This is a genomic window from Ideonella sp. (assembly GCF_044358605.1).
Classification (GTDB): Bacteria; Pseudomonadota; Gammaproteobacteria; order Burkholderiales; family Burkholderiaceae_C; genus Ideonella.
This window is the reverse complement of the sequence record NZ_JBIKNQ010000002.1, coordinates 66,672-92,377: the sequence shown is the minus strand read 5'-3', so window position 1 is coordinate 92,377 and position 25,706 is coordinate 66,672. Positions and strand designations below refer to the sequence as shown.

The 25,706-nt window shown below is 65.3% G+C and carries 24 protein-coding genes; 8 read left to right on the top strand and 16 right to left on the bottom strand.

Translation table 11 applies throughout. The features are described from left to right. Positions 1-54: 54 nt before the first annotated feature. The 4 genes from ACIQ3Q_RS01275 to ACIQ3Q_RS01260 all read left to right on the top strand — a co-directional run bounded on the left by ACIQ3Q_RS01275 (position 55) and on the right by ACIQ3Q_RS01260 (position 4,925). Positions 55-1,605, top strand: coding sequence for a PLP-dependent aminotransferase family protein (locus tag ACIQ3Q_RS01275; protein ID WP_396267142.1), 1,551 nt, complete (start codon positions 55-57; stop codon positions 1,603-1,605). An 87-nt stretch (positions 1,606-1,692) separates the two neighbouring features. After that, a complete protein-coding gene (locus ACIQ3Q_RS01270; RefSeq protein ID WP_396267141.1) occupies positions 1,693-2,952 on the top strand; it encodes an efflux RND transporter periplasmic adaptor subunit in 1,260 nt (419 codons plus the stop codon). A gap of 13 nt (positions 2,953-2,965) precedes the next feature. Continuing rightward, entirely contained in the window at positions 2,966-4,216 is a 1,251-nt protein-coding gene (locus tag ACIQ3Q_RS01265) for an ABC transporter permease (RefSeq protein ID WP_396267140.1), read from the top strand. Next, complete coding sequence (locus tag ACIQ3Q_RS01260) at positions 4,209-4,925, top strand: ABC transporter ATP-binding protein (protein WP_396267139.1); 717 nt, start codon at positions 4,209-4,211, stop codon at positions 4,923-4,925. Before ACIQ3Q_RS01265 ends, ACIQ3Q_RS01260 begins: the two co-directional genes overlap by 8 nt. 7 nt (positions 4,926-4,932) lie before the next feature. On the opposite strand, the gene ACIQ3Q_RS01255 is transcribed toward ACIQ3Q_RS01260, so the two are convergent. After that, complete coding sequence (locus tag ACIQ3Q_RS01255) at positions 4,933-5,637, bottom strand: hypothetical protein (RefSeq protein ID WP_396267138.1); 705 nt, start codon at positions 5,635-5,637, stop codon at positions 4,933-4,935. A gap of 481 nt (positions 5,638-6,118) precedes the next feature. Here ACIQ3Q_RS01255 and ACIQ3Q_RS01250 point away from each other — a divergent pair, with 481 nt between their 5' ends. Further along, on the top strand, positions 6,119-7,426 hold the full coding sequence (locus ACIQ3Q_RS01250) for a HipA domain-containing protein (protein WP_396267137.1): 1,308 nt from the start codon (positions 6,119-6,121) through the stop codon (positions 7,424-7,426). Between the two features lie 5 nt (positions 7,427-7,431). Here ACIQ3Q_RS01250 and ACIQ3Q_RS01245 read toward each other — a convergent pair whose 3' ends face one another. Next, on the bottom strand, positions 7,432-8,163 hold the full coding sequence (locus ACIQ3Q_RS01245; protein WP_396267136.1) for an IclR family transcriptional regulator: 732 nt from the start codon (positions 8,161-8,163) through the stop codon (positions 7,432-7,434). A 94-nt stretch (positions 8,164-8,257) separates the two neighbouring features. Here ACIQ3Q_RS01245 and ACIQ3Q_RS01240 point away from each other — a divergent pair, with 94 nt between their 5' ends. From ACIQ3Q_RS01240 to ACIQ3Q_RS01230, 3 genes are read left to right on the top strand one after another with little or no spacing between them, the layout of a single operon-like run. After that, complete coding sequence (locus ACIQ3Q_RS01240; protein WP_396267135.1) at positions 8,258-9,190, top strand: hydroxymethylglutaryl-CoA lyase; 933 nt, start codon at positions 8,258-8,260, stop codon at positions 9,188-9,190. Then, positions 9,183-10,358 carry a CaiB/BaiF CoA transferase family protein gene (locus ACIQ3Q_RS01235; protein WP_396267134.1) on the top strand — a complete coding sequence of 392 codons (1,176 nt, stop codon included), beginning with the start codon at positions 9,183-9,185 and terminating at the stop codon, positions 10,356-10,358. The genes ACIQ3Q_RS01240 and ACIQ3Q_RS01235 overlap by 8 nt, the downstream gene beginning before the upstream one ends. Positions 10,359-10,414: 56 nt before the next feature. Next, positions 10,415-11,107: a dienelactone hydrolase family protein gene (locus ACIQ3Q_RS01230; protein WP_396267133.1), complete on the top strand. Its 693-nt coding sequence runs from the start codon at positions 10,415-10,417 to the stop codon at positions 11,105-11,107. Between the two features lie 9 nt (positions 11,108-11,116). Here the strand turns inward: ACIQ3Q_RS01230 and ACIQ3Q_RS01225 are convergent, their stop codons facing one another. From ACIQ3Q_RS01225 to ACIQ3Q_RS01160, 14 genes are all read right to left on the bottom strand, one after another. Further along, positions 11,117-12,475 (bottom strand): type II secretion system protein GspD, encoded by a 1,359-nt coding sequence (locus ACIQ3Q_RS01225; protein WP_396267132.1) that lies wholly within the window; start codon positions 12,473-12,475, stop codon positions 11,117-11,119. Continuing rightward, complete coding sequence (locus ACIQ3Q_RS01220) at positions 12,472-13,278, bottom strand: hypothetical protein (RefSeq protein WP_396267131.1); 807 nt, start codon at positions 13,276-13,278, stop codon at positions 12,472-12,474. Before ACIQ3Q_RS01220 ends, ACIQ3Q_RS01225 begins: the two co-directional genes overlap by 4 nt. Further along, positions 13,275-13,862, bottom strand: a complete 588-nt coding sequence (locus tag ACIQ3Q_RS01215) for a hypothetical protein (RefSeq protein ID WP_396267130.1) — start codon at positions 13,860-13,862, stop codon at positions 13,275-13,277. The genes ACIQ3Q_RS01220 and ACIQ3Q_RS01215 overlap by 4 nt, the downstream gene beginning before the upstream one ends. Further along, positions 13,855-14,964, bottom strand: a complete 1,110-nt coding sequence (gene pilM / locus ACIQ3Q_RS01210; RefSeq protein WP_396267129.1) for a pilus assembly protein PilM — start codon at positions 14,962-14,964, stop codon at positions 13,855-13,857. Before pilM ends, ACIQ3Q_RS01215 begins: the two co-directional genes overlap by 8 nt. A gap of 97 nt (positions 14,965-15,061) precedes the next feature. Next, entirely contained in the window at positions 15,062-16,534 is a 1,473-nt protein-coding gene (locus tag ACIQ3Q_RS01205) for a DNRLRE domain-containing protein (RefSeq protein ID WP_396267127.1), read from the bottom strand. Then, positions 16,531-17,037, bottom strand: coding sequence for a hypothetical protein (locus ACIQ3Q_RS01200; protein ID WP_396267126.1), 507 nt, complete (start codon positions 17,035-17,037; stop codon positions 16,531-16,533). The genes ACIQ3Q_RS01205 and ACIQ3Q_RS01200 overlap by 4 nt, the downstream gene beginning before the upstream one ends. Next, positions 17,034-17,453 (bottom strand): hypothetical protein, encoded by a 420-nt coding sequence (locus ACIQ3Q_RS01195; protein WP_396267125.1) that lies wholly within the window; start codon positions 17,451-17,453, stop codon positions 17,034-17,036. Before ACIQ3Q_RS01195 ends, ACIQ3Q_RS01200 begins: the two co-directional genes overlap by 4 nt. Further along, positions 17,450-17,986: a Tfp pilus assembly protein FimT/FimU gene (locus ACIQ3Q_RS01190; RefSeq protein WP_396267124.1), complete on the bottom strand. Its 537-nt coding sequence runs from the start codon at positions 17,984-17,986 to the stop codon at positions 17,450-17,452. Before ACIQ3Q_RS01190 ends, ACIQ3Q_RS01195 begins: the two co-directional genes overlap by 4 nt. Positions 17,987-18,006: 20 nt before the next feature. Beyond that, positions 18,007-18,570, bottom strand: a complete 564-nt coding sequence (locus ACIQ3Q_RS01185) for a type II secretion system protein (RefSeq protein WP_396267123.1) — start codon at positions 18,568-18,570, stop codon at positions 18,007-18,009. A gap of 135 nt (positions 18,571-18,705) precedes the next feature. Further along, positions 18,706-19,833: a type II secretion system F family protein gene (locus ACIQ3Q_RS01180; protein ID WP_396267122.1), complete on the bottom strand. Its 1,128-nt coding sequence runs from the start codon at positions 19,831-19,833 to the stop codon at positions 18,706-18,708. 16 nt (positions 19,834-19,849) lie between these two features. Further along, positions 19,850-21,889, bottom strand: a complete 2,040-nt coding sequence (locus tag ACIQ3Q_RS01175; RefSeq protein ID WP_396267120.1) for an ATPase, T2SS/T4P/T4SS family — start codon at positions 21,887-21,889, stop codon at positions 19,850-19,852. Further along, on the bottom strand, positions 21,882-23,426 hold the full coding sequence (locus ACIQ3Q_RS01170; RefSeq protein WP_396267119.1) for an HD-GYP domain-containing protein: 1,545 nt from the start codon (positions 23,424-23,426) through the stop codon (positions 21,882-21,884). The genes ACIQ3Q_RS01175 and ACIQ3Q_RS01170 overlap by 8 nt, the downstream gene beginning before the upstream one ends. Then, on the bottom strand, positions 23,419-23,811 hold the full coding sequence (locus ACIQ3Q_RS01165; RefSeq protein WP_396267118.1) for a response regulator: 393 nt from the start codon (positions 23,809-23,811) through the stop codon (positions 23,419-23,421). Before ACIQ3Q_RS01165 ends, ACIQ3Q_RS01170 begins: the two co-directional genes overlap by 8 nt. After that, positions 23,808-25,649, bottom strand: coding sequence for an ATP-binding protein (locus ACIQ3Q_RS01160; RefSeq protein WP_396267117.1), 1,842 nt, complete (start codon positions 25,647-25,649; stop codon positions 23,808-23,810). Before ACIQ3Q_RS01160 ends, ACIQ3Q_RS01165 begins: the two co-directional genes overlap by 4 nt. Between the last annotated feature and the right edge of the window lie 57 nt (positions 25,650-25,706).

The following is a 25,706-nucleotide window of genomic DNA, read 5'->3' as shown; positions in this document are numbered from 1 at the left end:
CAAATGCGGGATCTGTATTGCTTGGCGCATCAGCACAGAAGAAAGGCTTGCCTCATGGTCGCACGCGAGATTGACAGCCCCCAGAGCGGCTTGGCCGCGCCCGGCGCCCTGTGGGTCGAGCCCCTGGAGGCCGCCCCGGCTCTCTCACGCAGCAGCGCCGCCACGCTGACCGAGCAGTTGGCCCAGCGCTTCACCCAGCGCATCCGCCAGCGCTTGATGCCGCCGGGCACGCGCCTGCCTTCGGTGCGCGAATGTGCCAAGCGCCATGGCGTGAGCCCCCACACCGTGGTGGCCGCCTACGACCAACTTTTGGCGCAAGGCTTGATCGAGGCGCGCCTGAAGCGCGGCTTTTTTGTGCGCGAGCCCAGCATGCACGCGGGCGCAGCCCGCCCCTTTTCCGCGACAGGTGAGGTGCGCCCCTTCTCTGCGGGGGCCGAAGGCCGCCACCCAAGCGTCGTGGCGATGGCCGCGCCGCTGGACGCCACCGCGCTGATCCGGGGCATGTTCCACGGCATAGGTGGCAAGCCCGCGCCCGGCCTGGGCACCTTGCCGCCCGATTGGCTGGACCTGCCCCTGCTCAACAGCGCCTTGCGCAAAGTGCTGGCCCAGGGCGACCCGGACATCGTCTTGCAATACGGCCACCCTTCGGGCGATACCCGGCTGCGCGAAGCACTGGCCCAGCGCCTGCAAGACTTTGGCGTGCGCGCCTCGCCGCAGCAGATCGTCACCGCCACCGGCGCCACCCATGCGCTGGACATCATCTCGCGCACCCTGCTGCGCCCCGGCGATGCGGTGCTGGTGGACGAGCCCGCCTGGGCGGTGGAATATGCGCGCCTCACCCAACTGGGAATGCGCCTCTTGCCCGTGCCGCGCGGGGCTGAAGGGCCGGATCTGGACGTGATGGCCACCTTGGCCCGCGAGCACCAGCCGCGCTTTTATGTGACGGTGCCGGTGCTGCACAACCCCACGGGCAACTCGCTGACGCCGCGTGCCGCGCACCAGATCTTGACCCTGGCGCAGCAGCACGACTTCTACATCGTCGAAGACGACACCTATGCCCACCTGGCCCCGGCCCACCTGCCGCGCATGGCGGCGCTGGACGGCCTGCAGCGCACGCTTTACGTGTCGGGCTTTTCCAAGATCTTGACGCCCAGTTGGCGCGTGGGTTTTGTGGCCGCACCCATGGCCTTGGTGGAGCGCCTGGTGGACGTGAAGCTGCTGTCGACCCTCACCACCCCCGCCGTGCTGGAGCAGGCCATTGCCCTGTGCCTGACCCAAGGCAGCCTGCGCCGCCATGCCGAGCGCGTGACCGCCCGCCTGGACGCCGCCCGCCAGCGTACCGTGCGCCTGGCCCAAGCCCACGGCTGCGACTTTGTGACCCCGCCGCAAGGCCTGTTTGGTTGGCTCGACACCCACTGCGACACCGACGCCCTGGCCCAACTCATGGTGGACGACGGCTGGCTCTTGGCGCCCGGCCATCTCTTCATGTCCAGCCGCCAGCCCAGCACGCTGATGCGCATCAACTTTGCGACCTGCCAAGACGCCAGCTTTTGGCGGGCCTTTGTGGCCGCTAGACAGCGCTTGGGTGCCGCCCGAAAGGCCTGACGCCGAACAAGCCGTGACCTGAGTGTTCGCTGTCGCACAGCCCCGTGCGCGGCGAGCGGCTAGGCTGCACCTTTTCAGGAGGTCGCCATGGCGCCCAAGCCGCTCAGCGAGAGCCCGTGGGGGGCTCGCTTGCATGCGCACCGCATTGGCGTGGTGCTTGTGCTGACCGTGCTGGTTGCGCTGGGCGCCTGGGGCCTGAGTGCGTGGCGCGGCCCGCTGGTGCTGACTGAGACGGTTGTGCGCCGCGATCTGGTGCAGACCATCGTGGCCAGCGGGCATGTGGAAGCGCCGCACCGCTTGGCGGTGGCGGCGCAGATGACCGGCACCGTGCGGCGCGTGCCGGTCAGCGAGGGGCAGGCTGTGGAGGCTGGCGCGCTGCTGGTGGAGCTGGAGTCTGCCGAGTTGCGCGCTGCAGCCCAGCAAAGCCAAGCCGCCTTGGGCCAAGCGCAGGCGAGGCTTCGAGCCTTGCAAGAGGTGCAGCGCCCGGTGGCCCTCCAAGCGATGCGGCAGGCGCAAGCCACGCGCGACGCCGCCCGCGCGGCGTTGCTGCGCAGCCAAGCCCTGTTCCAGCAAGGCTTTATCGGCCAAGCGGCCCTGGACGACGCCCGCAAAGCCAGCGAGCTGGCTGACGCGCAACTGCAAGCCAGCCACCAGCAACTGGAGGCCACCAGCCCCTCGGGCAGTGCCCGGGCGCTGGCCCTGGCAGATGTGGCGGGTGCGCAGGCCAATGCCCAGGCCGCCCAGGTGCGCGTGGGCTATGCCGCGCTGCATGCGCCGGTGCAAGGCCTCTTGATTGCGCGCGCCGTGGAGGTGGGCGATGTGGTGCAGCCCGGCAAGACGCTGATGACGCTGTCGCCACAGGGCCTGACGCAATTGGTGGTGCAGGTCGACGAAAAGAACCTCGCCCTGCTGGTGCTGGGCCAGCTGGCCTTGGCCTCTGCAGACGCCTATGCCAGCCAACGCTTTGCGGCCACGCTGGTCTATATCAACCCCGGCATCAACCCCAGCACGGGGGCGGTCGAGGTCAAGCTCACTGTGCCCAAGCCGCCGCCCACATTGCTGCAAGACATGACCGTCTCAGTGGACCTTGAAGTGGCGAGGCGCCCCCAGATCCTAACGCTGCCCCTGGCCGCTGTGCGTGATGCGGACAGCGCCGCGCCCTGGGTCTTGCGGGTCGACGGCCAGCACCTAGTGCGAAGGCCGGTGCGCTTGGGCCTGCGCAGTGGCGGCGTGGCCGAGGTAACCGAGGGCCTGGCCGAGGGCGACCAAGTGGCCGCAGCCCCCGCCACCTTGGCGCCTGGGGCGCGCGTGCGTGTGCGCGCTGAAGCCCCGGCCGCGCCGGGCTGAGCAGGGCGGCACCATGTTCCCCCAGCGCCTCCCCTTTGAATGGATTGTGGCCCTGCGCTTCTTGCGCGAAGGGCGGCTGCAAACCCTGTTCATCATCACCGGCGTGGCGATTGGCGTGGCCGTCATCGTCTTCATGTCGGCGCTGATGGCGGGCTTGCAGTCCAACTTCATCCAGCGTGTGCTGTCCACCTCGGCCCACATCGAGCTGCTGCCGCCACAGCAGGTCTCCCGCCCGCTGCAAGCGGGTGCGCAGGCCGCCTCAGGCGTGCAGGTGGCCAGCATCGTGCAAGCGCCCATGCAGCGCGTCAGATCCATCGACCAATGGCAAGCCGTGGCCGCCCAGGTGCAGGCCATGCCCCAGGTGTTGGTGGTGGCGCCGGTGGCGGCGGGTTCGGCCCTGGTGGTGCGGGGCAGCGCCACGCGTGCGCTGTCGCTCACGGGCATCGTGCCTGCGTCCTACTTTCGCATCGTCAACCTGAGCGACAAGCTGGTGCGCGGCAGCACCCGCTTGAACGGTGGCGATATCTTGATAGGCACCGAGCTGGCCGCCGAGCTGGGCGTGGACGTGGGCGACAAGCTGCGCCTCACCGCTGGGACGGGGGCCAGCGTGGCCACCAGCACCTTGACGATCTGCGGCATTGTGGACCTGGGCAACAAGGGCGCCAACCTGCGCGGTGGCTTTGTGGCGTTGCGCACCGCGCAGTTCTTGCTGGGCCTGCCCGGTGGCGTCAGCAGCCTGGAGATGACGGTGCGCGATGTCTATGCCGCCGAGACCGTGGCGCAGGCCATCACCGCAGCCACGGGCGTCGAGGCCAACAGTTGGATCACCACCAACGCGCAGTTCTTCACCGCTGTCAGCGCCCAGACCACGGCCAACACCGCCATCCGCTTTTTTGTGGGCTTGTCGGTGGCCTTTGGCATTGCCAGCGTGCTGGCGGTGGTGGTGGTGCAAAAGTCGCGCGAGATCGGCATCTTGCGGGCCATGGGCATCTCGCGCGGGCAGATCTTGCGGCTGTTCTTGCTGCAAGGGGGCGTGCTGGCGCTGGGCGGCGCTGTGCTGGGCAGCGGCCTGGGCGCGGCGGGCCTGGCCTTATGGCAGCGCATGGCCAAAAACGCAGATGGCAGCGCGCTCTTCCCCTTGGTGATGGACCCCATGCTGTTTGCCAGCGCGCTGCTGCTGGCCACGGTGACGGGCTTGCTGGCGGCCTTCGCCCCGGCACGCAGCGCCGCGCGCCTCGACCCCGTGGTGGCCATCCGTGGCTGAGTCCGATCTCGCCCCTGCTGTGGTGCAACTGCAGGGCGTCCGCAAGGCCTATAACGTGGGCACCGACTTTGAGTCCGAGGTGCTGCACGGCATCGACCTCACCGTGCGGCGCGGTGAGTTCTGCGCCGTGGTCGGCCCGTCAGGTTCCGGCAAAAGCACCTTGCTCAATATCGTGGGCCTGCTGGACCGGCCCACCAGCGGCACCGTGGAAGTCTGCGGTGAACCCACCACGCTGTTGGGTGACGCAGCACTGACCCGGCTGCGCGGCCACAGCATTGGTTTCGTCTTTCAGTACCACCACCTCATCACCGCTTTTACCGCGTTGGAGAACGTGATGATGCCCCTGCTGGGTGCCGCTGGCCGTGCCGACGACAGCATGCGCATCCGGGCGGAGGCGCTGATGGCCAGTGTGGGCCTCACGCCTTGGCAAGACCATCTGGCGGGCAAGCTCAGTGGCGGCCAGCAGCAGCGCGTCTCAGTGGCCCGTGCCTTGGTCATGAACCCGGCCCTGCTATTGGCCGACGAACCTACCGGAAACCTCGACACCCAAAGCGCCGAAGCCGTGTTCAGCCTGCTGCGCAGCATGAACGCCGAGCACGGCACCACTGTGCTCTTTGTGACCCACAACGCCGCGCTGGCCCAGCGCTGTGACCGCACCATTGAGGTGGTGGATGGTCAGGTCACAGGGGCTCATCCTGCGCCGCCATGAGCCGTTTTCAGTGCAGAGGCGGCAGCATCAGCGCCGACGCCCAAGCGGCCAGCACATGCTGCTGAGTGGCGGGCAGCCCATCGGCCAGCCATACCTCTTGCTGTGGCGGCGGCGAGAGGCTCGCCACCACACGGTCGGTGTCAGCCACCTCGAACTGGCCACGGCGCTTCTTCAGGGGCCACAGCTCGCCTTGTGGACCGGTGATCATGCCCAAGAGCTGCTCGCTCGGATCGCTCTCCACCGCAGGCCGCCACACCATCTTCCAGGGGCCTGACCCGTCGGTCGGAAAGACTTCGGCCCTGAAGAACCACTCGGGCTCAGAGACCTGCCTGAACACACTGCGAAACACCTTGAGTCGGCGACTGCCTGCCGCCGGCACATCGTCCAGCCAGTGCAGCGGGTCATTGATGCTGTATTGCGTGCGGCCCAGCAAGTGCACCTTGGCTTGGGCTTTTCCGCCTAAGTGCAGCTCAAACTGGCCCCCTTGCTGGCGGATGACCACCTTGTCGCCCAGCGTCACCTCCGGCTCATAGCGCAGGCCTTGCACGGTGTACGCCCCAAAGCTCACTCCTGGCTTGGGCAGCGCCTTGAAGTCGCGCTTCACCGCCATGGGCTGCAGCCCATCAACCATCGGCGTGGTGCACGCGGCCAAAGACAGCAAGAGGACCGGCCACGCAGCACGTCGGGCCCAGCACCAGCGGGAGGGGGTCATACAAAAATTTGAGAAGGCGGTCGGAGGCGTCTATTGTGCTTCGGGCGGGTTGCTGGAGCGTGAAGCGTCGTTGCCACCACCTTGGTGCTGAAGGGGATAGGCGGGTGAGGTGGGTCTAAGCTGGTTTGGGCAGACAAAGCCGAGCTTGAACTCCGCCGACAATCATGGTCTAGGGTCTGTTGACATATAAATCCTGCCCGCGCAGGAGTGTCCAAGGGCGCTGGAGTAGGCGCGATCCGCAGCCCGGGCTGGTGCCCGGGCAAGGAGAGCAACGCCCACCAGCGCCCTTGGACGCCCTGCCCTAAGGGTGAGTCCTACAGGCCACGCCATTCGTTGTTGCGCCGCTTGCCCGCACAGAAGTGCGGGCGGCGCAGCGCGCCTAGACTGGCATGGCCTGTAGGGCTCACGCGGGTAGGATTCATATGTCAACAGACCCTAGTCCTAAAATCTATTCAGAATCTATTCACCAAGGAGGTCCACATTGGCATCCGTTCAAGAGGAGATTCTGGGTGTCTTGACCCGTCGTGGGATCGTTTCATCTGACGATCTTCAGTCCGCCCTCGGCGTGAGCCAGGCCACTACTTCCAGGGCCTTGGCCGAGCTGTCCAGCCAGGTGCTGACCTTAGGGCGTGCGCGCGCCACGCGCTATGCCTTGCCACAGGCCATTCGTGGCCTGCCCGCCCAGCAAGAGCTATGGTGGACCCACCCCGACGGCAGCGTTCAAGCCCTGGGCACGCTCAGTTTTTTGCGGAGCGATCAGGTGCATGTGGAGTCAGCCTTCGCGCCCTCTGGTGCATCTCGCGCACTGCCTTGGTACTTGGCACCGCTGCGGGTTCAAGGGTTTTTGGGCCGCTTGCATGCTCAGCGCCTGCAGTTGGCAGGCCTGAGCGGTGACCCGGACCGATGGCCCCTGCAAGACCTGCTGTTTGCGGCTTTGCACCTGCACGATGTGCCTGGCGCCGTCTCCTTGGGGGCCGGGCCTACAAGCGCCACAGCATTGCCGCGTGTGCCGTCAACCGGCGCTGGCCTGGCCCCCGCCTTGGATGCACTGGCGGATGATGTCGCCAAAACCTTGCCTGCAGGCTCATCGGCCGGGGGCGAACAGCCCAAGTTCTTGGCCTGCACCGACCTAGGGCAACACCTCTTGGTCAAGTTCAGTCCCCCCAGGGGCACACCATTCGGTGAGCGCTGGCATGACCTGCTGCACGCCGAGCACCTGGCTCATCAAGTCTTGGCTGCGCATGGCGTAGAAGTCGCCCAGACCCGCTTGGTGGCCACAGACCACCGCAGCTACCTGCTCAGTCAGCGTTTTGACCGGGTGGGCGAGCATGGTCGCCGCCACATGGTGGCGGTGGGCGATGTACATACCGCCTTTGTGGCGGACCGCTATGTGAACTGGGCCACCACCACCCGAATGCTGGCCCGCCAGGGGCGCCTGAGTGCACTGGACGCACAGCGTGCCGCTGCGCTGCTGGCCTTTGGCCGCCTCATCGGCAACAGCGATATGCACGCAGGCAACCTGTCTTTGATCGTCGGCTTGCCAGACCTGGCTAAAGGTCGCTTTCAACTGGCCCCGGTCTATGACATGCTGCCCATGCGCTGGCGGCCCCAGGCCGAGCTGGGCGGTGCGCCCGACTATGCGGCCTTCGAGCTGGACCCCGCCAGCCTGGCCTCTGGCGCACGGGCACCGGCACAAGACTATTGGCAACGCTTGGCTGCGCTGACCGCCGTGAGCCCTGGCTTACGCCAAGTGGCTGCGGAGATGGCGCAGCAGTTACGAGCAGGCTGATGGCCTCATAGGGCACTTGGGCCCCTGTGCGCGCCACCCAAGGTTTGGGAAAGTGTCGCTGCAGCAGACTTGATCGCCTCGTCCAACCTGGCCTTCATCCGCGAGGTCGGCAAGGTCAGCGTCAGCGCCCCCAGCAACTCAGCGCCTGCCCCAAACACCGGCGCTGAGATGCCGGTCAGCCCTTCGCTGCGGTCCCCATGCAAGGTGACGATTCCTGCGGCACGAATGTCGGCATAGAGCTTGCCGCGCTGGCCGCTGAAGGCCAGCAGCACGCGGCCGCCTGCGCCTTTGTCCAGGGGCAGCAGGTCGCCCGCGCGGACGTGGTCGCGCAGCGGATGGGGCGAGTCGACACGGTAGAGGCAGAGGCGCTGGTCGCCCTGGCGCACATGGAAGGCGGCGCTCTCTTGGGTGCGAGCGACCAAGTCGTTCAGCACCGGCATGACCTGGTCTTGCAGCGAGAAGCTGGCGGTGTAGTGGCGGTGCAGGCGCGCCACGGTGGCGCCCAGGCGATAGCCCTGAGCGCCTTTGTGCAGCAGGCCGGCATGCTCCAGTGAGGCGATGAGGCGCAGGGCGGTGCTCTTGTACAGCCCCGTGCGCTGGGCCAGGGTGCTGAGGCTCAGCTCAGGCTCGCCCTGCTCAAAGGCCAGCAGCAGCGAGAGCGCACGGTCAACAGCAGCGACCCCGCCGGGGGCGGCGTGCTGGTCGGCCAAAGACGGGGTGGCGGCAAGGCGAGGCATGGTGGTTTGACCGCAGGAGGAGCTTGGCGCGATAATATCAAAAGATAGAACATTGTTCTAATAGATAGAACAATTTGATGGATGCATTCTGGGCATGAGCAAGGTACAAATCAGTGAAGTCGGGCCGCGCGATGGCTTGCAGAGCGTGAAGGCCATCATGCCGACCGCGCACAAGTTGGCTTGGGTAGATGCGCTGGTGGCGGCAGGCGTCAGCGAGATCGAGGTCGGCTCTTTTGTGCCCGCGCGTCTGCTGCCGCAAATGGCCGATGTGGTCGAGGTGGTGGCCCACGCCTGCCGCCACCAAGGCTTGCGGGTGTTGGCCCTCGTGCCCAATCTGCGTGGGGCGCAAGCAGCGGCCCAGGCCGGGGCGCACAAGGTCAGTGTGCCGGTCTCGGCCAGCGAGGCGCATTCTTTGGCGAATGTTCGCAAGACCCGCGCTCAGATGCTGGAAGAGGTGCGCAACGTGGCGGCGTGGCGGGCCGAGCATGCGCCGCACATGGGCTTGGAGGTGGGCATGTCCACGGCTTTTGGCTGCACGCTGCAGGGCTCGGTGAGTGAAGACCAGGTCATCATCCTGGCCGAGCAACTGGTGGCCGCCGGGGTGGATGAGGTGGGCTTGTCGGACACCTCGGGCATGGCCAACCCGGCGCAGGTGCGGCGCTTGTTCACGCGCTTGCGCGCGGCCCTGGGTGAGCGTGCTGGTGCTGCTCATTTGCACAACACCCGTGGCTTGGGCTTGGCCAATTGCTTGGCCGCGTATGAGGCCGGTGTGCGCACCTTTGACGCGAGCCAGGGTGGCCTGGGCGGCTGCCCCTATGCGCCGGGGGCCTCGGGCAATGTGGTCACCGAAGACTTGGTCTTCATGTTCGAGGCCATGGGGGTGGCGACAGGTATTGACATCAAGCGCTTGCTCGCGGCCCGCGAGGCCCTGCGGGCGGGCCTGCCGGGCGAGCCGCTCTACGGTATGGTGGCCGATGCCGGCTTGCCCAAGGGCTTCACAGGTTCACAAGGAGGCCTGCATGGCTGACATGCCTTACAGCGATATTCGGGTGGTGGAGTTCACCCACATGGTGATGGGCCCGGCCTGCGGCATGGTGTTGGGCGACCTGGGTGCCGAGGTCATCAAGGTGGAACCGCTGGAGGGAGACAGCACGCGCGAGCTGCTGGGCTCAGGCGCGGGTTTCTTCTCCATGTTCAACCGCAACAAGAAGAGCCTGGCCATCAATGTCAAAGACCCGCGCGGGCTGGCCGTGGTGCGCAAGCTGGCCGCCACCGCCGATGTGTTCAGTGAGAACTTTCGCAGCGGCACCATGGACAAGCTGGGCCTGGGGTATGAGGCGCTCAAGGCGCTGAACCCGCGCCTCATCTACGTCACCCACAAGGGCTTTTTGCCGGGGCCTTATGAGCACCGCACGGCGCTGGACGAGGTGGTGCAGATGATGGGCGGCCTGGCCTATATGACAGGCCCGCCGGGCCAGCCGGTAAGGGCTGGCAGCAGCGTCAACGACATCATGGGCGGCATTTTTGGCGCCATGGGCGCGATGGCGGCGCTCAAGAGCCGCGAAACCACGGGCCAAGGTCAACTGGTGCAGAGCGCGCTGTTTGAAAACAATGTGCTGTTGGTGGCCCAGCACATGATGCAGTTTGCGGTGACGGGCCAAGCCGCCAACCCCATGCCCGCGCGCATCAGCGCCTGGGCGGTGTATGACGTGTTCACTGTCAAGGACGGTGCGCAGATTTTCTTGGCCGTGGTCAGCGACAAGCAATGGGCCCTCTTCTGCGAGGCCTTTGGCTTTGACGACCTGAGGTCGGACCCGCGCCTGGCCAGCAACAACCTGCGCGTGCAAGCCCGCGACTGGCTGATGCCCCTGCTGCGCGAGCGCCTGCGCGACACCCCTGCTGATGAGCTGGCCCAGGTCTTTGAGCGCGAGGGCCTGCCCTATGCGCCCATCACCAAGCCGCATGAGCTGTTGGACGACCCGCACCTGTTGGCGTCGGGCGGCTTGGTCCCCCTGAGCTTGCCCGACGGCCGCTCCACCCGCACACCGCTGCTGCCCCTGACCTTGGACGGCCAGCGTCCGCCCGTGCGCTTGAACCCGCCCGCCTTGGGTGAACACACGGTTGAGTTGCTGCACAGCCTGGGCTACAGCGACGGTGAGCTGCAAGACCTGCAGCGCGCCGGGGTGGTGGGGTAGCAAGTTGGCCGCTGGCGCTATGCTTGGCCGAGTCATCAACCGCATCAGGAGACCCCATGGGACAGACCATCAGCTTCACCCGCCCCGACGGCCACACCGTGCAAGGCTATCTGGCCGAACCGGCGAATGCGGCCAACGCCCCCGCCATCGTCGTGATCCAAGAGTGGTGGGGCTTGAATGACCAGATCCGGGGCGTGGCTGATCGGCTGGCTCGTGCGGGCTACCGTGCCCTGGTGCCCGACCTCTACCGCGGCCAAGCCACCGTGGAGGCTGAAGAGGCCCACCACCTGATGAACGGCCTGAACTTTGGCGACGCGGCCAGCCAAGACATTCGCGGTGCGGTGCAGTACCTGAAGCAAGCTTCGGCCAAGGTCGGCATCACCGGCTTTTGCATGGGCGGCGCGCTGACGGTGCTGGCGCTGGGCGCCACACCCGAGGCCGATGCCGGTGTGGTCTGGTATGGCTACCCGCCGTTGGAATACGTGAACGCGGGCGCCATCAAAGCGCCGGTGCTGGCCCACTGGGCCGAGCAAGACGCCTTTTTTGCGCCCGAGGGGGTGACGGCACTGGGCCAGGCCTTTAAGGAGGCGGGTGTGGTGCACGAGTTCCATCACTACCTGGCTCACCATGCCTTTGCCAACGAGACAGCGACGGGGGCTACGCGCTTGCCGCAAACCCAATACGACGCGGCCTGGGCACAAGTGGCATGGGACCGCACGCTGCGCTTCTTGGGTCAGCACTTAGGCTGACCACACCGCTTACTTGGCCGTTAAGTCCATGCGCAGCCCGCCGGGCTGCATCAAGGGTGCATCGGCCTCTAGCGTTTCTGACGGGGCTGCAGCCAAGGCTTCGGCGGCGTTGCGCACAATGCGGGGGCTGATGATGACCACCGTCTCGGTGACACTGCTCACGTCTTCGGTGGACGAGAAGAACTTGCCCACCCCAGGCACCTCGCGCAGCAGCGGCACACCGCTGTTGCGGCGGGTCACATTGCGCTTGATCAGGCCACCAATGAAGATGCTCTGGCCGTCTTCACACAGCAGTTGGGTCGTCACCTCGGTGCTCTTCTTCGAAGGAATGCCCAGGGTGATGGTCGCCGAGCTGACCTCGGGGTGAATCTGCATCAAGACACGGCCTTGCTGGTCCACCGAAGGCGTGACCTTGAGGATCACACCCGTGTCCAAGAACTGAATGCTCTCGCTGGTGACTTGGTTGGTGGTGGTGGTGACCTTGTGGCCGATGCGGTCGCCGATGACGGCCGAGGCCTGCTGGTTCTCTAGGGCCAAAAGCCTTGGCGTGGACAAAGTCTGCACCCGGCCGTTCGCCGACAAGGCCGACAAGTAGGCATTCAGGTTGTCATTGACCAGGTTGAAGAACAAGCCTGCAGAACCCTTGTTGGCCAGGCCTTGCGTGCCCAGCTTCGATAAGCCGCTGCTGCCAAAGACGCGCGACCAATCCACGCCGAAGGTCTCGTTTTTGTCCAGCGTGATCTCCAAGATCCGCGCTTCAATCAGGATCTGCTTAGGCTCGGCGTCGACTTCTTTGAGCAAGGCCTCAACGCGACTCATGAACTCGGGCTGATCCTCCACCAGCAAGAGATTGCGCTCAATCAACGGCGTGATCTTGCCGTTGCGCGACAGGTGCTTGGCCAGCAACTCGGCCACCTGCTTGGGGTTGGAGTACTGCACCTTGAAGGACCGCACCACGGTGCCTCCGGCCACGCTGATCGCACCCAGGTCTTTGCGGTCAACGATGAAGTAAGTGCCGTGGCGATACTCGGCGGCATAGCCCGCCGCCTCGGCCACCGACTGAATGGCCTGTGGAATGGCCATGTCGTAGAGGTTGATGGAGACCTGGCCTTCGACGCCTTTGCTCAGCACGATGTTGAGCCGCTCTTGGCGCGAGAGCATGTCAAAGACTTCGCGCAGCGCCATGTCTTGCAGCTTGAGCGTCACGACGCCCGTCTTTGCGGGGGCTGCGCTCTCGGCCGCGCCCTTGCTGCGTGCCTTGTTGCGGGCTTCAGCCTGTTGCACCGCCAGGGCCAGCCACAGTGCAGCGGCCACCGCCCATCGCCAAGCGGGGTGGTGCGGGGGCTGAGAAATACGCGTGAAGATCATGGTGCGGCGGGCGTGTCCAACACGGCCGTGACATGACGGCCTTGCTTGACGAAGAGTGCCCGGTCTTCATGCACCGCTATCAGTCGATATCCCTGGACCAGACCGCCTATTTCCACCACTTGCTCGCCCACCACCATGGAGCGCGGGCCTGCAGCCACCAGAGCGCGCAGCTTCGGTGGGGTGTCCGCCACACTGTCGGCGGCTGGCGTGGCCGCGCGAACGCTGCCGAAGGGGTCGTGGCTGGGCCGAGTGGGCAGCGGCAGACTGGCGGGCGGGCTGGAGCTGGGCACGGCCTCCAGGCGCACGCTCAAGCTGTTGTCGGGCTCCACCTGGGCTGCCCAGCGTGTCGGCTGCAAGGGCATGTCCAGGCTGGCCAGGCTGTGCTGCACGGCCAGTACGTCGGCGTAGCGGCCCTTTAAGGTCAAGCTGATGCGAGGCAGGCTGTCCGCTACCTCGGTGGCCGTGAGCGCGCCCAAGGTGACGTGGTGTTGGTCGGCCGTGCGCTGCAACTGGCTGCGCCATGCCCCCAAGCGTTCGGGCTGGTGGGCGGACTTCATGGCCTGCTCGCTGTCTTGCAGAAGGGCCAAGGCATGACGGGCCTCTGCGATATCGGCGCTGAGGTCCGGTGCCACCATCTGGCTTTGAGTCAGGCGCTCTGCCTGGGCCTTGCGCCACTGCTGCCACGGGCCACGCAGTCCCAGCAGCCAAACCTCTAGCAGTGCAAACAGCAGCAGGGCCGTGAGCAAGGCCCAACGGGCTTTGGGGTCGAGGCTGCTAAAGCGTTGGCTGAGTTGCTCCATCAAGGTCGTTCTCCTGATGAAGCGGCAGGCGCTGCTGGGCGGGTGACCACCCGCACCAGCAGCTCAAAGCGCTGGCTGGTGGCGCCAGGTGCGCCTTCAGGCTTGACGCCCAGGAGTTGCACCTGCGTGACCTGTGGATGGCTCCGCAGCAACGCCACGGCTTGGCCCAGCGTGGCTTCGTCAACGGTTTGGCCTTGCAAGTTCAACCCTGCAGCCTCGCCCGAGGTGGCCTCCAGCGTCGCGTCGGTTAGGCGCAGGCCGGTGGCTGGCAAGGCGGCCAGCACAGAGGGCAGCAAGCCCACGGGCGCGACTGGGGCGCTCGTCGGTGAGGACGCTGAGGGTGCACTCGCCTGCGCGATCGAGGCCTGCAGCTCGGTCAGTTCCGTGCGCTCGGCTCGGGCCTTGTCTTGCAGCGGCTGCCATTGGGCTTTCCAGGCACGCTCTTGGGCCAGGCCGCGCTCTATCCACAGCCGCGCGCCTAGAGCGGACAGCACCAACAGCGCCACCCCCAAGGCCCAGCTGCGCTGGCGTCGGCGCTGCGCTCGAAGCGCCCGGTAGGCGTTTGGGATCAGGTCCATCTCATGCATGGCTGCTCCAACCCCGCAAGGCCAAACCAGTGGCCACGGCCACGCTGGCAATCGGCTCCAAAGCCTCGCGCTCCAGCGGGCTCAAGGCGGACTCAAAGGTGGTGAAAGGGTCCATCACCTTGACCGGTAGCGAGAGGCGCTTTTGCAGCAACTGATCGACCCCTGGGTAGCGGCTGACGCTGCCGCATAAGTACACCTGATCGATGCCCTGGCCGCGGCTGCGCGAAGCGGTGTAGACCAAGGTGCGGTTGATCTCGCTGACCAAGAGCCCCAACTCGGGTTGCAGCACTTCGATCAAGGCTTGGGTGAACTCGTCGTCATTCGCATGGTCTTCCACCAAGCCCATCTTCAGCAGCAGCCGCTGGGCGGTGTCGGGGTCCAGTTCCAGCGCGCGGGTCAGGCGGGCCAGCAGCACGGACTCGGCAAAAGCAATCTCTCGGTCTAGCACCAGGCGGCGGCCCCAGACCACGCTGACATGGCTGCGCTGGCGGCCAAAGTTGATCAGCAGCGCATGGGGATATCGGTCAGGCCCGCCGCCTTGGTTGGAGTAACCCGTCAGGCGGGCCAGGGCCACCGGGCCGACTTCCAACGCGACAGGCTCTAGGCCGGCGGCCTCCAGGTGGGCCAAGTGGGCGTCGACAGCCGCCGGCTTAGCCACGGCCACCAGCGCTTCGCGCTGGCTGTCGGCCGCGTGGCTGCGGATGGGCACATAGTCCATCACCATCTGCGGGGCCTCGCCCTGCAGCCGTGTGAGCACGGCTTGGGTGACGGCGGCGTCCATGTCTTCGGGGCTGGGGCCAACGGCCACCGGAAAGATGCGCACCTCATCGGCAGGCAAGCAACTCACCACCTGCCGCCCGGAGAAGCCATGCTGCTGCAAGCCTGCTTGCAGCCACTGACGCCACGCGGCCTTGCGGCTCAGCAGCTCGTCACGGTGGCCAGGGTAGGGTAAGTGGGCGGCCGCCACCAGGCGCGGCCCTTTCAAGCCTTGCTCGAACTGCACCAAGCGCACCCCATCTTGACCCAGCTCCAGGCCCATGGGGGCGGCACGCCAATGCTTGGCATGTGCCCAGGCGGGGAGGGTGAGAGTGGGGAGGTTCATGAGCGCGAGTGGCGGGTGGATGCGGCGGGCAGCCTGGCCACACCGAAGCTGCCAAGCCGCTCCCCGTCATTTCGGCCGCTGGGCGGCAGACTTGACGCTACTCATACTCGATGGTCAGCTCCGGGGGCGCCGTCAGGGATTCGCGGCTGCCAAACACGAGCGTGTTGGCCTCGGTATTGGGGAGGCGTATCAACACACCGTAGTTGTTGTCACTGTTGGCAACCCAGGCTGCCACCCAGTCTTTGGCCTCGAACTCCACCACCGTGTTGGCCTTGGAGTCCTTGGGCAAGGTGATCGTGCGGGGCTGCAGGGCCGTGTATACACCAGCGCCAGGGATGAACCAGTTCTCCGAGGCCGTCCGCCTCGTCCAGCTGACGCTGCTTTCCTCCCAGGCGTTCTCGTTGCGGCGGGCATAGAGATCAACGGCCCGTGGGGTGGGGGCATCGCCCGCCAGGCCTGCAAAGGTGAGGCGCAGCGTGGCTGACTTGATGGTCTTTCCGGCGGCAATGCTGCCCGTGTCGAACAACATCACCATGCGCAACTCTCTGGCGCTGTTGAGCACCCTGAGGGTGTTGGAGACACCGTCATTCAAACTGGGGGAAGCTTCAGACAAGGTGGCATCAGCCACCGGCACCAGGGTCAGCTTTTGTTTCGGCAAGGTCCAGCCGCACGGTGGGTGAAAGCTCACCGTTAAGCGGGGCCGCAGCGCGGGCGTCTGATAGTCGCTGCTGGCCAGGTTTAAGGACTGCAGCTTGACCGCCCGCAGCAACAGCCCCTGGTTGGGCCAGCGGCCCTTCACCCACCCGTCCACCAGGTCGGTGAGGTTCCAACTCATCCACCCTTGCCCTTGTGTATCCGTCGAGACGATGGCGCTAGGGTGCGCATCGCCCGGGCTGCGTACCCAGGGCGCTGTGCCGTTGCGGCTGCTCACGGTGGCGCTTTCGAGCCAGTCACTTTGAATGCGATGCGCGCTGACCGTGCCGCTACCTTGCAGGTCGGTGATGCGCATGCTCAGTTGTGCGGCACTGATGTGGCTGCCCTCAGGAATGCTGCTCAGGTCAAAGGCCATCAGCGCATCGGTGCCGTTGGGTCGAAGCGTCAAGGTGGTGGCGTCGGGCTCGGGGCTGGATGTGCCTGCCCTCAAGCTGGTGTCTTGCCCGGCCGGGCCGGGTTGCAGCACCAAGGTTTGGGCGGTGGCGCGATGCATCACGACCTTGCTGCGGGTCAACATCACGCGGGCCTCGCCAAAGCGGCCTTGGGCGCTGATGTCCATCGGGCTGCCGCTCTTTTCCGATGCATAGGCGCTGTAGCTGGCGCCGTCAAAGGCCCTGTCTTCGACAGGATTGTTTTTGTGCGGATAGTCGCCACCGCAGCCTCGGAGGTGGGCCTCATGAACCACGCGGTGCAGGCCGGCCTCAGCGGCGGCGCGGGCCTTGTCCGCATCTCCTTGCCGCGTTTCGCTCGCGACGTTGAGGTGACCTTCGCGGAGCGTCAGATAAGCCGCGCCAGCCACCATGGACAGCAATAGCAACACCGGCAGCAGCAAGAAACCGTGTTGCCGCGATTTCATTCCAACAGCCCCTTGAGACGGATGGATTGCGACAGGATGGGGCCTTCCGAGCCATCGGCCAGGGTGAGCGCCACGGAGAGCTGGGCCATCGGGGTGTCCAAAGCAGACTGCGTTTCCGGGATGCTGATGCCCAGGTGGCTGACACGGTCGGCGATGACCTCGCCGCCGCTGCACCCGCTGGCGCTGGTGGTGGTCTCTACCAAGGCTTTGGCGTCATTGATGCAGAAGCGCTTGGGCGCCAACCACAGACCGGTGTCGCCCGTGGCGTCAGGCAGCAAGCTGCCCACCGTGGCGGCACGCGCTGCCGCTTGCAGGCGCTGCATCACAAACTCGGTCTGAATCCTTTGCTCGTTGGTGCCGCTGAGTTCGACCTTGCTCTCAGTGGCCAAGCGGGCGACATGGGCCAGGGCTGCCAGTAGCAATGCCCCCATGGCGGTCGCCAAGCACAGCTCAATCAGCGTGAAGCCGTGTGCTGGTGGACGCAGCCGGTGGTCACGACTCATAGCCATTTAGACCGCAAGGCCACCAGTCCGCTTTCGCTGGGGGCGCCTTCCCAGGCTACCCGGATGCGCAGCAGTCCGGTGTCGGCGGCCATGGCGCCGCTGCCGTTGGTGCGGTAGATGGTGACCAGCCTCCTGGATGAACCCGGAGGATCGGACAGGGCAAGACTGATAGAGCTTGCCGTGTTGCCGCCTGAAGCCTGGGTCTGGGCGAACAGCACACTGTAGGGTTTGGCCAGCACCTCGTCCAGTTTGCTTTGCAGGGACAGCGCTTGGGTGCTTTGATCGTTGGCGACCTGTTGGCCCATCAGACCGCTGCTGAGGGCTTGCAGGGACGGCGCCAGCAAGACGGCCACCATCACCGTGGCCAGCACGGCTTCTATGTAAGCCAAACCACGGTGGCTGCGGTTCGCGCTCATGGGCCACTCACCCGGCCGGTGACGGGCCAGAGGGTCAGGCTTTGCGCTTGCTCTCCCATGTTCAGTACAACTTGGCTACCGCGCTGCGGAACGCCTTTGTCCTTGGTGGCGGCCACGTCGCAAGCCTCACTGATGGCGCCGGAGGCGTCGAAGACCAAGCCCTGGTAGCTGCGGCCGTTGCTGGTCAGCACTTGGGCATTGAGCCCCACCTGTTGCGTTTGCGACCGTTGCGTCAAGTCCAGCACAAAGGGGCGACCAGTGCGGGGGTCAACCAGTGGGCTACCCGGGCTCGTGCAGGTGCCCAGCATGATCTTCAGGGTGTGGGCCTGCGTCTCCATGTCTACGAGTACCGGGGTGGCTCTTTGCAAGGCTTCGTTGCGGGCAAAGCGCAAGGCCGATTTGACCTCTGCCGTGGCTGTGTCGAGTCGGTCCGCCTCGGTGGAGGAGAGCTGCGGTATGGCCGTGGCGGCCAGTGCCGCCATCAGCAAGATCACCACCAGCAGTTCGGCCAGGGTAAAGCCCTGGGTGCGCATGAGCGTTGCTCAGTGGGCCATCAGCGAGTCGAATAAGCTCGACCGTCGCTGCCGAGGGCGTTGCTGTTCATCACGAACTGGCCGGAGACAGAGTCATAGGCCCAGCCGCCCGTGGCTGACGAGGGTGCGATCACTGCCCCGGTCGAGGTGACCGTGATTTGGGCAACGGTGCTGCCGCGCTGATTGATCGGCTCGTTGGGGATGCCTCTGCGTACATAGGGGCCATACTTGAAGGCGCCGCCACCCTGTGTACAGGCTTGGCCAGCAGCATTGGTGTAGAGCGTGAGCTGATCGACGAAGGCCTGAGCCGTGTCCGCAGCACCAGTGCCAGCCGTTCCGGCCGTACAAGTCGCGCCAGTGCTGGCCTTGTCGCCAGGGTAGCTAGCATGTTGCGCCTTGTACAACTCGATTGCATTGCGCATGGCCGCCAAGTTGGCATCCAAAGCGGCTTCTTGAGTGTCGGTGGTGGCGCTGTTGAACTGCGGGATCACGATGGCCGCCAGGACAGCCAAAATGATGACCACGATCAACAGTTCCACCAAGGTGAAACCACGTCGCAGTGCGTGCAGGACAGTGTTTTTCATTTCTAGGGCTCCGCAATTCTTGGGGCATGGGGCGCAAGATGCCTCACAGGGGCTATCGGCGGACAAGGCGCAAGGCTTGAGTCAAAACTCGGCCTGAGTAGGGAAAAGGTCGCACAAGCCCGCATGGGTGTCTCCTTAGCGAATGGCTCGGCTGAGCTTGAAGATGGGCAGGATCAGCGAGGCCACGATCAGGCCGATCAAGGCGCCCATCACCAGCAGCATCACCGGCTCCGCTAGGCGTGAGACCAGGGCCAGGCGCTTGGCCAGTTCACGCTCGTAGTGCTCGGCGATCCGTGTCATCACCGTGGCCAGGTTGCCGGTGCGCTCGCCCGTGTGGATCATCTGCTGCACCATGGGTGGCATCAAGTCGCTGCGCTCAAAGCCCTGGGCCAGACCTGAACCTTCGGTGACTTGTTGCCGCAAGTCCAGCAGAAAGCCGCGAAAGACGCGGTTACCCACCAGGTCCTGGCAGGCTCGGAGTGCTTCCACCAGCGGTACGCCGTGGCTGAGCGACATGCCCAAGACCCGCAAGGTTTGGCTCAGGTAGACCTGCACATAGATTTGGCGCAGGCCAGGGAAGCTGAGTTTCAAGCGGTCGATGCGCAGCCGAGTTTCGTCTTGCCGCCACAGCAAGGCCCCCAACAAGCCCAAGGTGGCGAGGCCAAGCAACAACCATGGCCAGCGGTGCAGCAGCAGATCGGAGAGCTGCATCAAAAAGCGTGTCGTCCAGGGCAGTTGGTCATGAATCTGCTCGAACAACACCGCGAATTTTGGGAACACCCCCACCAGCACAAACACGATGGTGCCAGCGGAGAACAATGTCAAAAAGGCCGGGTAGGACAGGGCCGAGGTCAACAAGCTGCGCAGCCGCTCGCTCTTTTCATCCAAGTCCAACAGTTGCCGCAAGACCTGGGGCAAGAAGCCACCACGCTCACCCGCCGCGACCAGAGCAACATAGGTGGCCGGGAAGAAGCTCGGATGCTGGGCCATGGCCTGGGACAGCGGCTGCCCTTCCAGTACGTCGGTCAACAAGCGTTGCAAGATCTCGGCCATCTCGGGGTCACGCTCTTGCTCGCTCAGCTCTTTGAGGCCCTCGTGCAGGCTGACGCCCGTGTCTTGCAAAAGCAAGAGTCGCTCGGTGAATAGCAAGCGCTCGGCCAATCCCGGCCGGCGCAGGCGCAGGCCTTGAGCAGCCCCTTTCTGAGCGCTGTCCACCGCAGGCCGTGGGGTGCTGGGCGTGCCCTTGTGGAGGTCGATGGCCATGGCTTAGTGCACTTCGTCAGGCATCGTGGATCACCCGGGCCACTTCTTCCAGCGTGGTGCGGCCTTCCAGGGCGCGCTGCACGCCGTCGTCATACAGCGTCTTCAAGCCCTGGGCTTTGACCACCTGGCTCAGGCGTTCGCGCGAGGCGCCCTTGGCGACCTCGGTTTGCAGCACCTCGTCCATCACCAGCAACTCGTGAATACCCAGGCGGCCTTTGTAGCCGGAGTCATAGCATTCGCCGCAGCCCCGGCCACGGGCCAGGCGGATGGGCTGCTCGGTGCTCCAACCATGCCGCGCCACGATCTCTGGTGCGGCCAAGAATGAGGTCTTGCAGGCGGGGCACACCTGGCGCACCAAGCGCTGCCCAACCACGCCCACCAGGGCCGAGGCCAGCAGGTAGGGCTCCACCCCCATGTCGGTGAGCCGGGACACGGCGCCCAGCGCATCATTGGTGTGCAGGGTGGAGAGCACCAAGTGGCCGGTCAAGGCGGCCTGCACGGCGATCTCGGCGGTTTGCTTGTCGCGGATCTCACCCACCATCACCACGTCTGGGTCTTGCCGCAGCACGTGCTTGAGCATGCGGGCAAAGTTCAGGCCAATGGCTTCGTTGACTTGGTTCTGGTTGATGATGTCGAGCTGATACTCCACCGGGTCTTCGATGGTGACGATGTTCGTCTCCATGCTCTTGAGGTGGTTGATGGCGGCGTAGAGCGTGGTGGTCTTGCCGCTGCCGGTGGGGCCGGTGGCCAAGATCAGGCCGTGGCTGCGGGTCAGCAAGTGGCGGAAGGTGTCCAGGTTGTGCACGCTCATGCCCAGCTTGCCGACATCGAGGATGGACTGGTTTTTGTCCAGCACGCGCAGCACGACTTTCTCGCCGTGAATGCCGGGCAGCGACGAGAAACGCAAGTCGACCGTGCGGCCTTGGGTGGCCACTTGGATGCGGCCATCTTGGGGCAGGCGGCGCTCGGCAATGTCGAGGTTGGCCATCACCTTCAGGCGCGAAACAATGGCCGGGTGCAACTCGGCGCGTGGCGTCATCACTTGGTAGAGCACACCGTCGACCCGAAAGCGCACGCGGGAGCGGCCGCGGGTGATCTCGATGTGGATGTCACTGGCCTTGTCGCGAATGGCGCGTTGGATCAGGCCGTTCACCAGGTTGATCACTGGGCTGCCGCCGGCCAGATGATCAATCTCGGTGTAGTCGTCGGGGATCTGGCTCTCGATCAGCTCCAGATCGTCTTGCTGGGCTTCCAGCAATTCAGGCGTGAAGTCGGTGCCGTCAAAGGCCTCGGCCAGGTGGCGAACAATGTCCTCGCGTCGGGCCAGCACCACGCGCACGGTCAGGCCGGTCAGGGCCGTGATCTCGTCGAAGACTGGAATGGCCTGCGGCTCGGCCGTGGCCACGGTCAAGGTTTGGTGCACCTTGAACAGCGGCAGCACTTGCAGGCGACGCGCGGTGGCCTCAGACAGCAGGCCTGCCGCAGACTTCTCATACAAACCCGTGCGCAGGCTCACTGTCGGCAAGCCCAGTTGCTCACCTAAGGCACTGAGCAGGTCTTGCTCACTGATCCAGCCTTTCTCCACCAAGATTTGGCCGACCCGCCGCCCGCTTTCTTGCTGGGCCTGCACGGCCAAGGCCATGCGTTCGGGGGTCAAGAGTTGGCGGCGCAGCAGGATGTCGCCAAGGCGGCCCAGTGAGGAGGGTGTTTCAGCCTGCGGTGGCGCCGCGCTGGGGTTGTCAGCCGCCGCCATGGAGAGTTGTTCGGCATAGCCCGTGAGCACGATGATTTGCTTGACCAACTCATGGGCATTCACCAGCTCTAGCTTGCCGCCGAAGGCACTGACCTGCGCGCTGGTGTCCAGCAGGATCTCCAAGGCCCTGCCACCCAGGGCCTGGGTGCGAGAGAGGTCCAGCACGAGCTGGATGTGGCGCGCAGCCAAGCAATCGCTCAAGGCTGCTTGCAGGGCTTGCAGCGCGGCATCTTGAATCAGCGAGCCCGGCGGTGACAGATACGTCATCGCGCCGAAGCGGCTCGTGGCGATGCTGTCATCCATTCGTGGTCGTGGGGGCAGGCGTGGTGGGCGCGCGGCGGATGCTGAAGCGGCTCATCCACTCGGGGGGCGGGTCGGTCTCACAGAGCTGACGAAAGACGGCCACCACCGTGGGGTCGAGCTGGGTGCCCGTGACACGGTCGATCTCGCGCATCGCGTCTTCATGCGGGCGCCCGGCGCGATAGGCACGCGAGCTGGTGATGGAGTCGTAGGTGTCGGCCACGGCAATGATGCGGGCATGCAGCGGAATCCGCTCGCCCTTCAAGCCATGCGGATAGCCCGTGCCGTCCCACTTTTCTTGGTGATGGCGGGCTCCGGGTACGGCATCGGCCAGGTAGTCGATGTGGCGCAAAATCTCGTAGCTGCGCTCGGGGTGCACCATGATGAAGGCGTACTCATCGGCGGTCAGGCGCGCGGGCTTGCACAACACGGCGTCGGGGATGCCGATCTTGCCCACGTCGTGCAGCAGCGAGCCCCAGTAGAGGTTCTCCAGGTCTTTGTCGCGGATGTCCATGGCGCGGCCAATTTCCATGGAGAGGTGGTGCACGCGCTCGCTGTGACCCCGGGTGTAGGGGTCTTTGGCTTCCACGGCCTCGACCAAGGCGGCGGCCATTTGGCGGGTGAAGTCGGAGAGCTGCTGCACCATGGACATGGCTTGCACCAGCCGGGTGAGTTGGCTGGCCAGCACATCAGCCAGGCGCCGGTCGCTGTTGCTGAAGTCGGGCTTCTGCCGGTGGTTCAACAGCACCAGCATGGCGTCGACATGGCTCTCGCAGCGCACCGGACAGGCGAGGATTTTGTAGGGCATGTCGGTGAAGATGTAGGCCCGGCGTGCGTCGGCCATGTCATTCATCACCAAGGTCTCGCGCGTGGCCTGCACAAAGCGGTAGAGGTCGCCGCGCATCTCCACCAGCACCAGGTCCAGGTTGTGGATGGGCTGGCTCAGGGCCATGGCCGAGATGCACTGGTTTTTGTTGGGGCGCACAAAGGCCACCACGTCCACATCCAGGTGGTTGGCGCAACTGGTCAGCAGGCTTTGGATCACCACCTCTTGCGAGCCATGGCGCCGCACTTGCTCGTCCACGCCGTAGACCAGGTGCAGTTCGTCATAGCGTTCGGCCAGCTCGGCGGTCATGCCATTGAGGTCGGTCTTGAGCTGCAGCTCATCGGCCATGGCCGTGGAGAGGTCGTCCAATGCTTCGGCCAAGGCGTCCAAGTCACTGGGATGGTCGTCCTGACTCCACGGAATGGTCAGCCACCTAATGAAGCGCCCTGAGGCATCCACAGGTCGGTAGGCCAAGCCTTGCCCGTCCGCCAGGGTGTCCACCCCCAGTCCGCCACCGTCAAAGCGCCAGCGCAGGGTGCCGCCATGGTGCTCGGGCAAGGCGGCCGCCAGCTGGGCAGAGACCGTGTCGTCTGCCGACCAGACGGGCATACCGTGCTCATCACAGATCACCAACGATGGCGCCGAAGGGCTGGCCCGCTTCCACCAACGGTGGTAGCGCGGCAGGTCGAGGTCGCGCAAAAAGAGTTCAGCCATGGAAGTCTCCAAATCCAGTCACGGCTTCATGTGCCAAGGTGGCCACCAAAAGGCGGGGGCTCAATGGTTTCTCTAGAAAGTGCACCCGGTGAAGGGCACCCACCCAGTGGCGCTCTTCGCGTTCGGTCATGGAAGTCATGACGTAGATGGGGTAGTCGCGGGCAGGCCATTCCGCTTCTATGGCCCCCACCAGCTCTCGGCCATTCATGCGTGGCATCTGGATGTCGGTGATCACGGCAGTGGGCGGCTCGGTTGCCTTTCTCAGCCACTCCAAGGCGACCTGGCCATCGGGCGCCCAGGTCACTTGCCAGCCGGCCTTTTCCAGCGTGAGCTTGAGGACTCGCGCGACCGAGGGCTCATCGTCAACGATGAGGACATGCTTCATGCGGCCGCTCCTTCCAAGTAGAGCGCTGGGATCTTGCGCAAGCGGAGGATGAACTCCGTCCCGACGCCGGGCTGACTTTGCACCTGCAGCGTGCCGTGGTGTAGCTCCACAATTTGGCGGGCCAGATAGAGGCCCAGTCCATGGCCGCTGCGGCTGCTGTCGCCGGTGATGCGATAGTGCTTGTCAAAAATGTGGGGCAGGTGTTCGGCCGACATGCCCACGCCGGTGTCGCGCACGCGGATTTCCAAGTTGTCGTCATCCACCTCGACTGCGCTGAGCACCACCTCACCGCCGGGCCGGTTGTACTTGATGGCGTTGGACAGCAAGTTGTTCAGCGCGATCCGCAGCAGGTCTTTGTCCAGCGAGGCCATGCCCAGGTTCAGGGGCGCGTCGATAGTGAAGCCCAAGCCTTGGCCGATAGCGCTTTGGCGTTGGGCCTCGAAAGAGCTGTGCAGCAGGTCATGCACATTGACGCGGGCCGTGCTGAGGCTGATGGCACCGGTCTCCAGCTTGGAGATGTTGAGCAGGTTGTTGATCAGGCTGCTCATGCGGTCGACCTCGGCTGCAATCACGTTCACGGCTTCGATGCGCAGGGCCTCGTCATCCCCGCCCGAGTCCAGCAGCAGCTCGCTATAGGCCTTGAGGCTGTTCAGCGGTGTCTTCAGCTCGTGCGAGACATTGGCCACAAACTCGGCGCCAGCCGCCACGGCCATGCGCTGGCGGGTGGTGTCGCGCACGGTGATCAAGGTGCCATAGACCTGGCTGGCATCGTGAGGCGCCACCAAGGGTGTGCCGGCCAACTCCAGGCTGCGGGCGGTGTCGCCCGTGACCTCGATCTCTACCTTGGCGGGGCGGATCTGCGGGCGGCTATGGCTCAAGCGCTGGCTTTGGATGAAGGCCAGCACTTCAGGCTGCTCGCACCATTCGTGCGGGGCGTGGCCGTAGATGTTGCTGGGCTTCACGCCCAGCAGCGGTTCGATCTTGGCATTGGCCAGGGCCGGCAGGCCTTCGCCATCCAGCACGATCACGCCATCGGGAAAGAGATGGATCACCGCCTCGGCACGGTTCTTTTTGTAGGCCAGCAAGCGGTGCATGGCCAAGGTTTCCAGGCTCTTGCCCTCCAGGCCTTTGAAGTGTTGTTCGCAAACTTGCAGGCTGTGCTGAAAGTGTTGGGCAAAGGCCTGGGCGCCCTGCCAGCCCGTGGGCATGGGCAGGCCTTTGAGATCCAGCCGCGCAGCCCAGGCCTGCAAGGCGGTTTGCATCTGCACCAGGGGCTTGGCCTCACGCCGGGCCAGCAGCAAGAGCACGCCCATCAGCAGCGCAATGGGCAGGGTCAGGGCCAGGCGGGTGCCGGAGGTGAGTGCCGTCCAGCGCAAGGTGGGGGGGGCATAGCCCAAGCGGACAAAACCCGCCAGGGCTTCTTGGCGCAGCACCGGGGCCTGGAACTCCAGCCACTCTTTGCCATGCTGTTCATCCTGGAGGCGCTGGCTAGAGAACCATTGGGCGGGCTCGGTGGCCAGCGCTGACGGCGGCGGCGTGACGCCCGGCCGCGCGGCGCTGGCTTGGGGCTGCCCTTCCGGGCTGACCCACAGCACATAGGCGAGGTCGCCGTCAGCGTTGGCACGGAGCAGGCCGTCCAAAAAGGCATTGCGGCCTTGGCTGGCGCTGAGCTTGTCAGGCGTCAAGGCGCTCAGGCTGCGCGACAGCAGCAGGCCTTCTGAGCGCTGTGCTTGCGCGCGCTCTTGGAGCTCAGCCTGGGCTGAGCCCAGGCCAACGGCGGCCATGGCGCAGAGTGTCGCCACCACCATCCACAAGCCCGCACGGTCGAGTTTCATCATCCCTTTGCCCAGTCTTGACCCGTCTGGCGGCCCCGAATGGAGGCGCCAGTCCCTGTG

Excerpts from the sequence above, each read along its gene's own strand:
- ACIQ3Q_RS01275 (WP_396267142.1), top strand. The coding sequence starts at position 55 with ATGGTCGCACGCGAGATTGACAGCCCCCAGAGCGGCTTGGCCGCGCCC.
- ACIQ3Q_RS01270 (WP_396267141.1), top strand. The coding sequence starts at position 1,693 with ATGGCGCCCAAGCCGCTCAGCGAGAGCCCGTGGGGGGCTCGCTTGCAT.
- ACIQ3Q_RS01265 (WP_396267140.1), top strand. The coding sequence starts at position 2,966 with ATGTTCCCCCAGCGCCTCCCCTTTGAATGGATTGTGGCCCTGCGCTTC.
- ACIQ3Q_RS01255 (WP_396267138.1), bottom strand. The coding sequence starts at position 5,637 with ATGACCCCCTCCCGCTGGTGCTGGGCCCGACGTGCTGCGTGGCCGGTC.
- ACIQ3Q_RS01245 (WP_396267136.1), bottom strand. The coding sequence starts at position 8,163 with ATGCCTCGCCTTGCCGCCACCCCGTCTTTGGCCGACCAGCACGCCGCC.
- ACIQ3Q_RS01240 (WP_396267135.1), top strand. The coding sequence starts at position 8,258 with ATGAGCAAGGTACAAATCAGTGAAGTCGGGCCGCGCGATGGCTTGCAG.
- ACIQ3Q_RS01235 (WP_396267134.1), top strand. The coding sequence starts at position 9,183 with ATGGCTGACATGCCTTACAGCGATATTCGGGTGGTGGAGTTCACCCAC.
- ACIQ3Q_RS01230 (WP_396267133.1), top strand. The coding sequence starts at position 10,415 with ATGGGACAGACCATCAGCTTCACCCGCCCCGACGGCCACACCGTGCAA.
- ACIQ3Q_RS01225 (WP_396267132.1), bottom strand. The coding sequence starts at position 12,475 with ATGATCTTCACGCGTATTTCTCAGCCCCCGCACCACCCCGCTTGGCGA.
- ACIQ3Q_RS01215 (WP_396267130.1), bottom strand. The coding sequence starts at position 13,862 with ATGCATGAGATGGACCTGATCCCAAACGCCTACCGGGCGCTTCGAGCG.
- pilM (WP_396267129.1), bottom strand. The coding sequence starts at position 14,964 with ATGAACCTCCCCACTCTCACCCTCCCCGCCTGGGCACATGCCAAGCAT.
- ACIQ3Q_RS01205 (WP_396267127.1), bottom strand. The coding sequence starts at position 16,534 with ATGAAATCGCGGCAACACGGTTTCTTGCTGCTGCCGGTGTTGCTATTG.
- ACIQ3Q_RS01200 (WP_396267126.1), bottom strand. The coding sequence starts at position 17,037 with ATGAGTCGTGACCACCGGCTGCGTCCACCAGCACACGGCTTCACGCTG.
- ACIQ3Q_RS01195 (WP_396267125.1), bottom strand. The coding sequence starts at position 17,453 with ATGAGCGCGAACCGCAGCCACCGTGGTTTGGCTTACATAGAAGCCGTG.
- ACIQ3Q_RS01190 (WP_396267124.1), bottom strand. The coding sequence starts at position 17,986 with ATGCGCACCCAGGGCTTTACCCTGGCCGAACTGCTGGTGGTGATCTTG.
- ACIQ3Q_RS01185 (WP_396267123.1), bottom strand. The coding sequence starts at position 18,570 with ATGAAAAACACTGTCCTGCACGCACTGCGACGTGGTTTCACCTTGGTG.
- ACIQ3Q_RS01180 (WP_396267122.1), bottom strand. The coding sequence starts at position 19,833 with ATGGCCATCGACCTCCACAAGGGCACGCCCAGCACCCCACGGCCTGCG.
- ACIQ3Q_RS01175 (WP_396267120.1), bottom strand. The coding sequence starts at position 21,889 with ATGGATGACAGCATCGCCACGAGCCGCTTCGGCGCGATGACGTATCTG.
- ACIQ3Q_RS01170 (WP_396267119.1), bottom strand. The coding sequence starts at position 23,426 with ATGGCTGAACTCTTTTTGCGCGACCTCGACCTGCCGCGCTACCACCGT.
- ACIQ3Q_RS01165 (WP_396267118.1), bottom strand. The coding sequence starts at position 23,811 with ATGAAGCATGTCCTCATCGTTGACGATGAGCCCTCGGTCGCGCGAGTC.
- ACIQ3Q_RS01160 (WP_396267117.1), bottom strand. The coding sequence starts at position 25,649 with ATGATGAAACTCGACCGTGCGGGCTTGTGGATGGTGGTGGCGACACTC.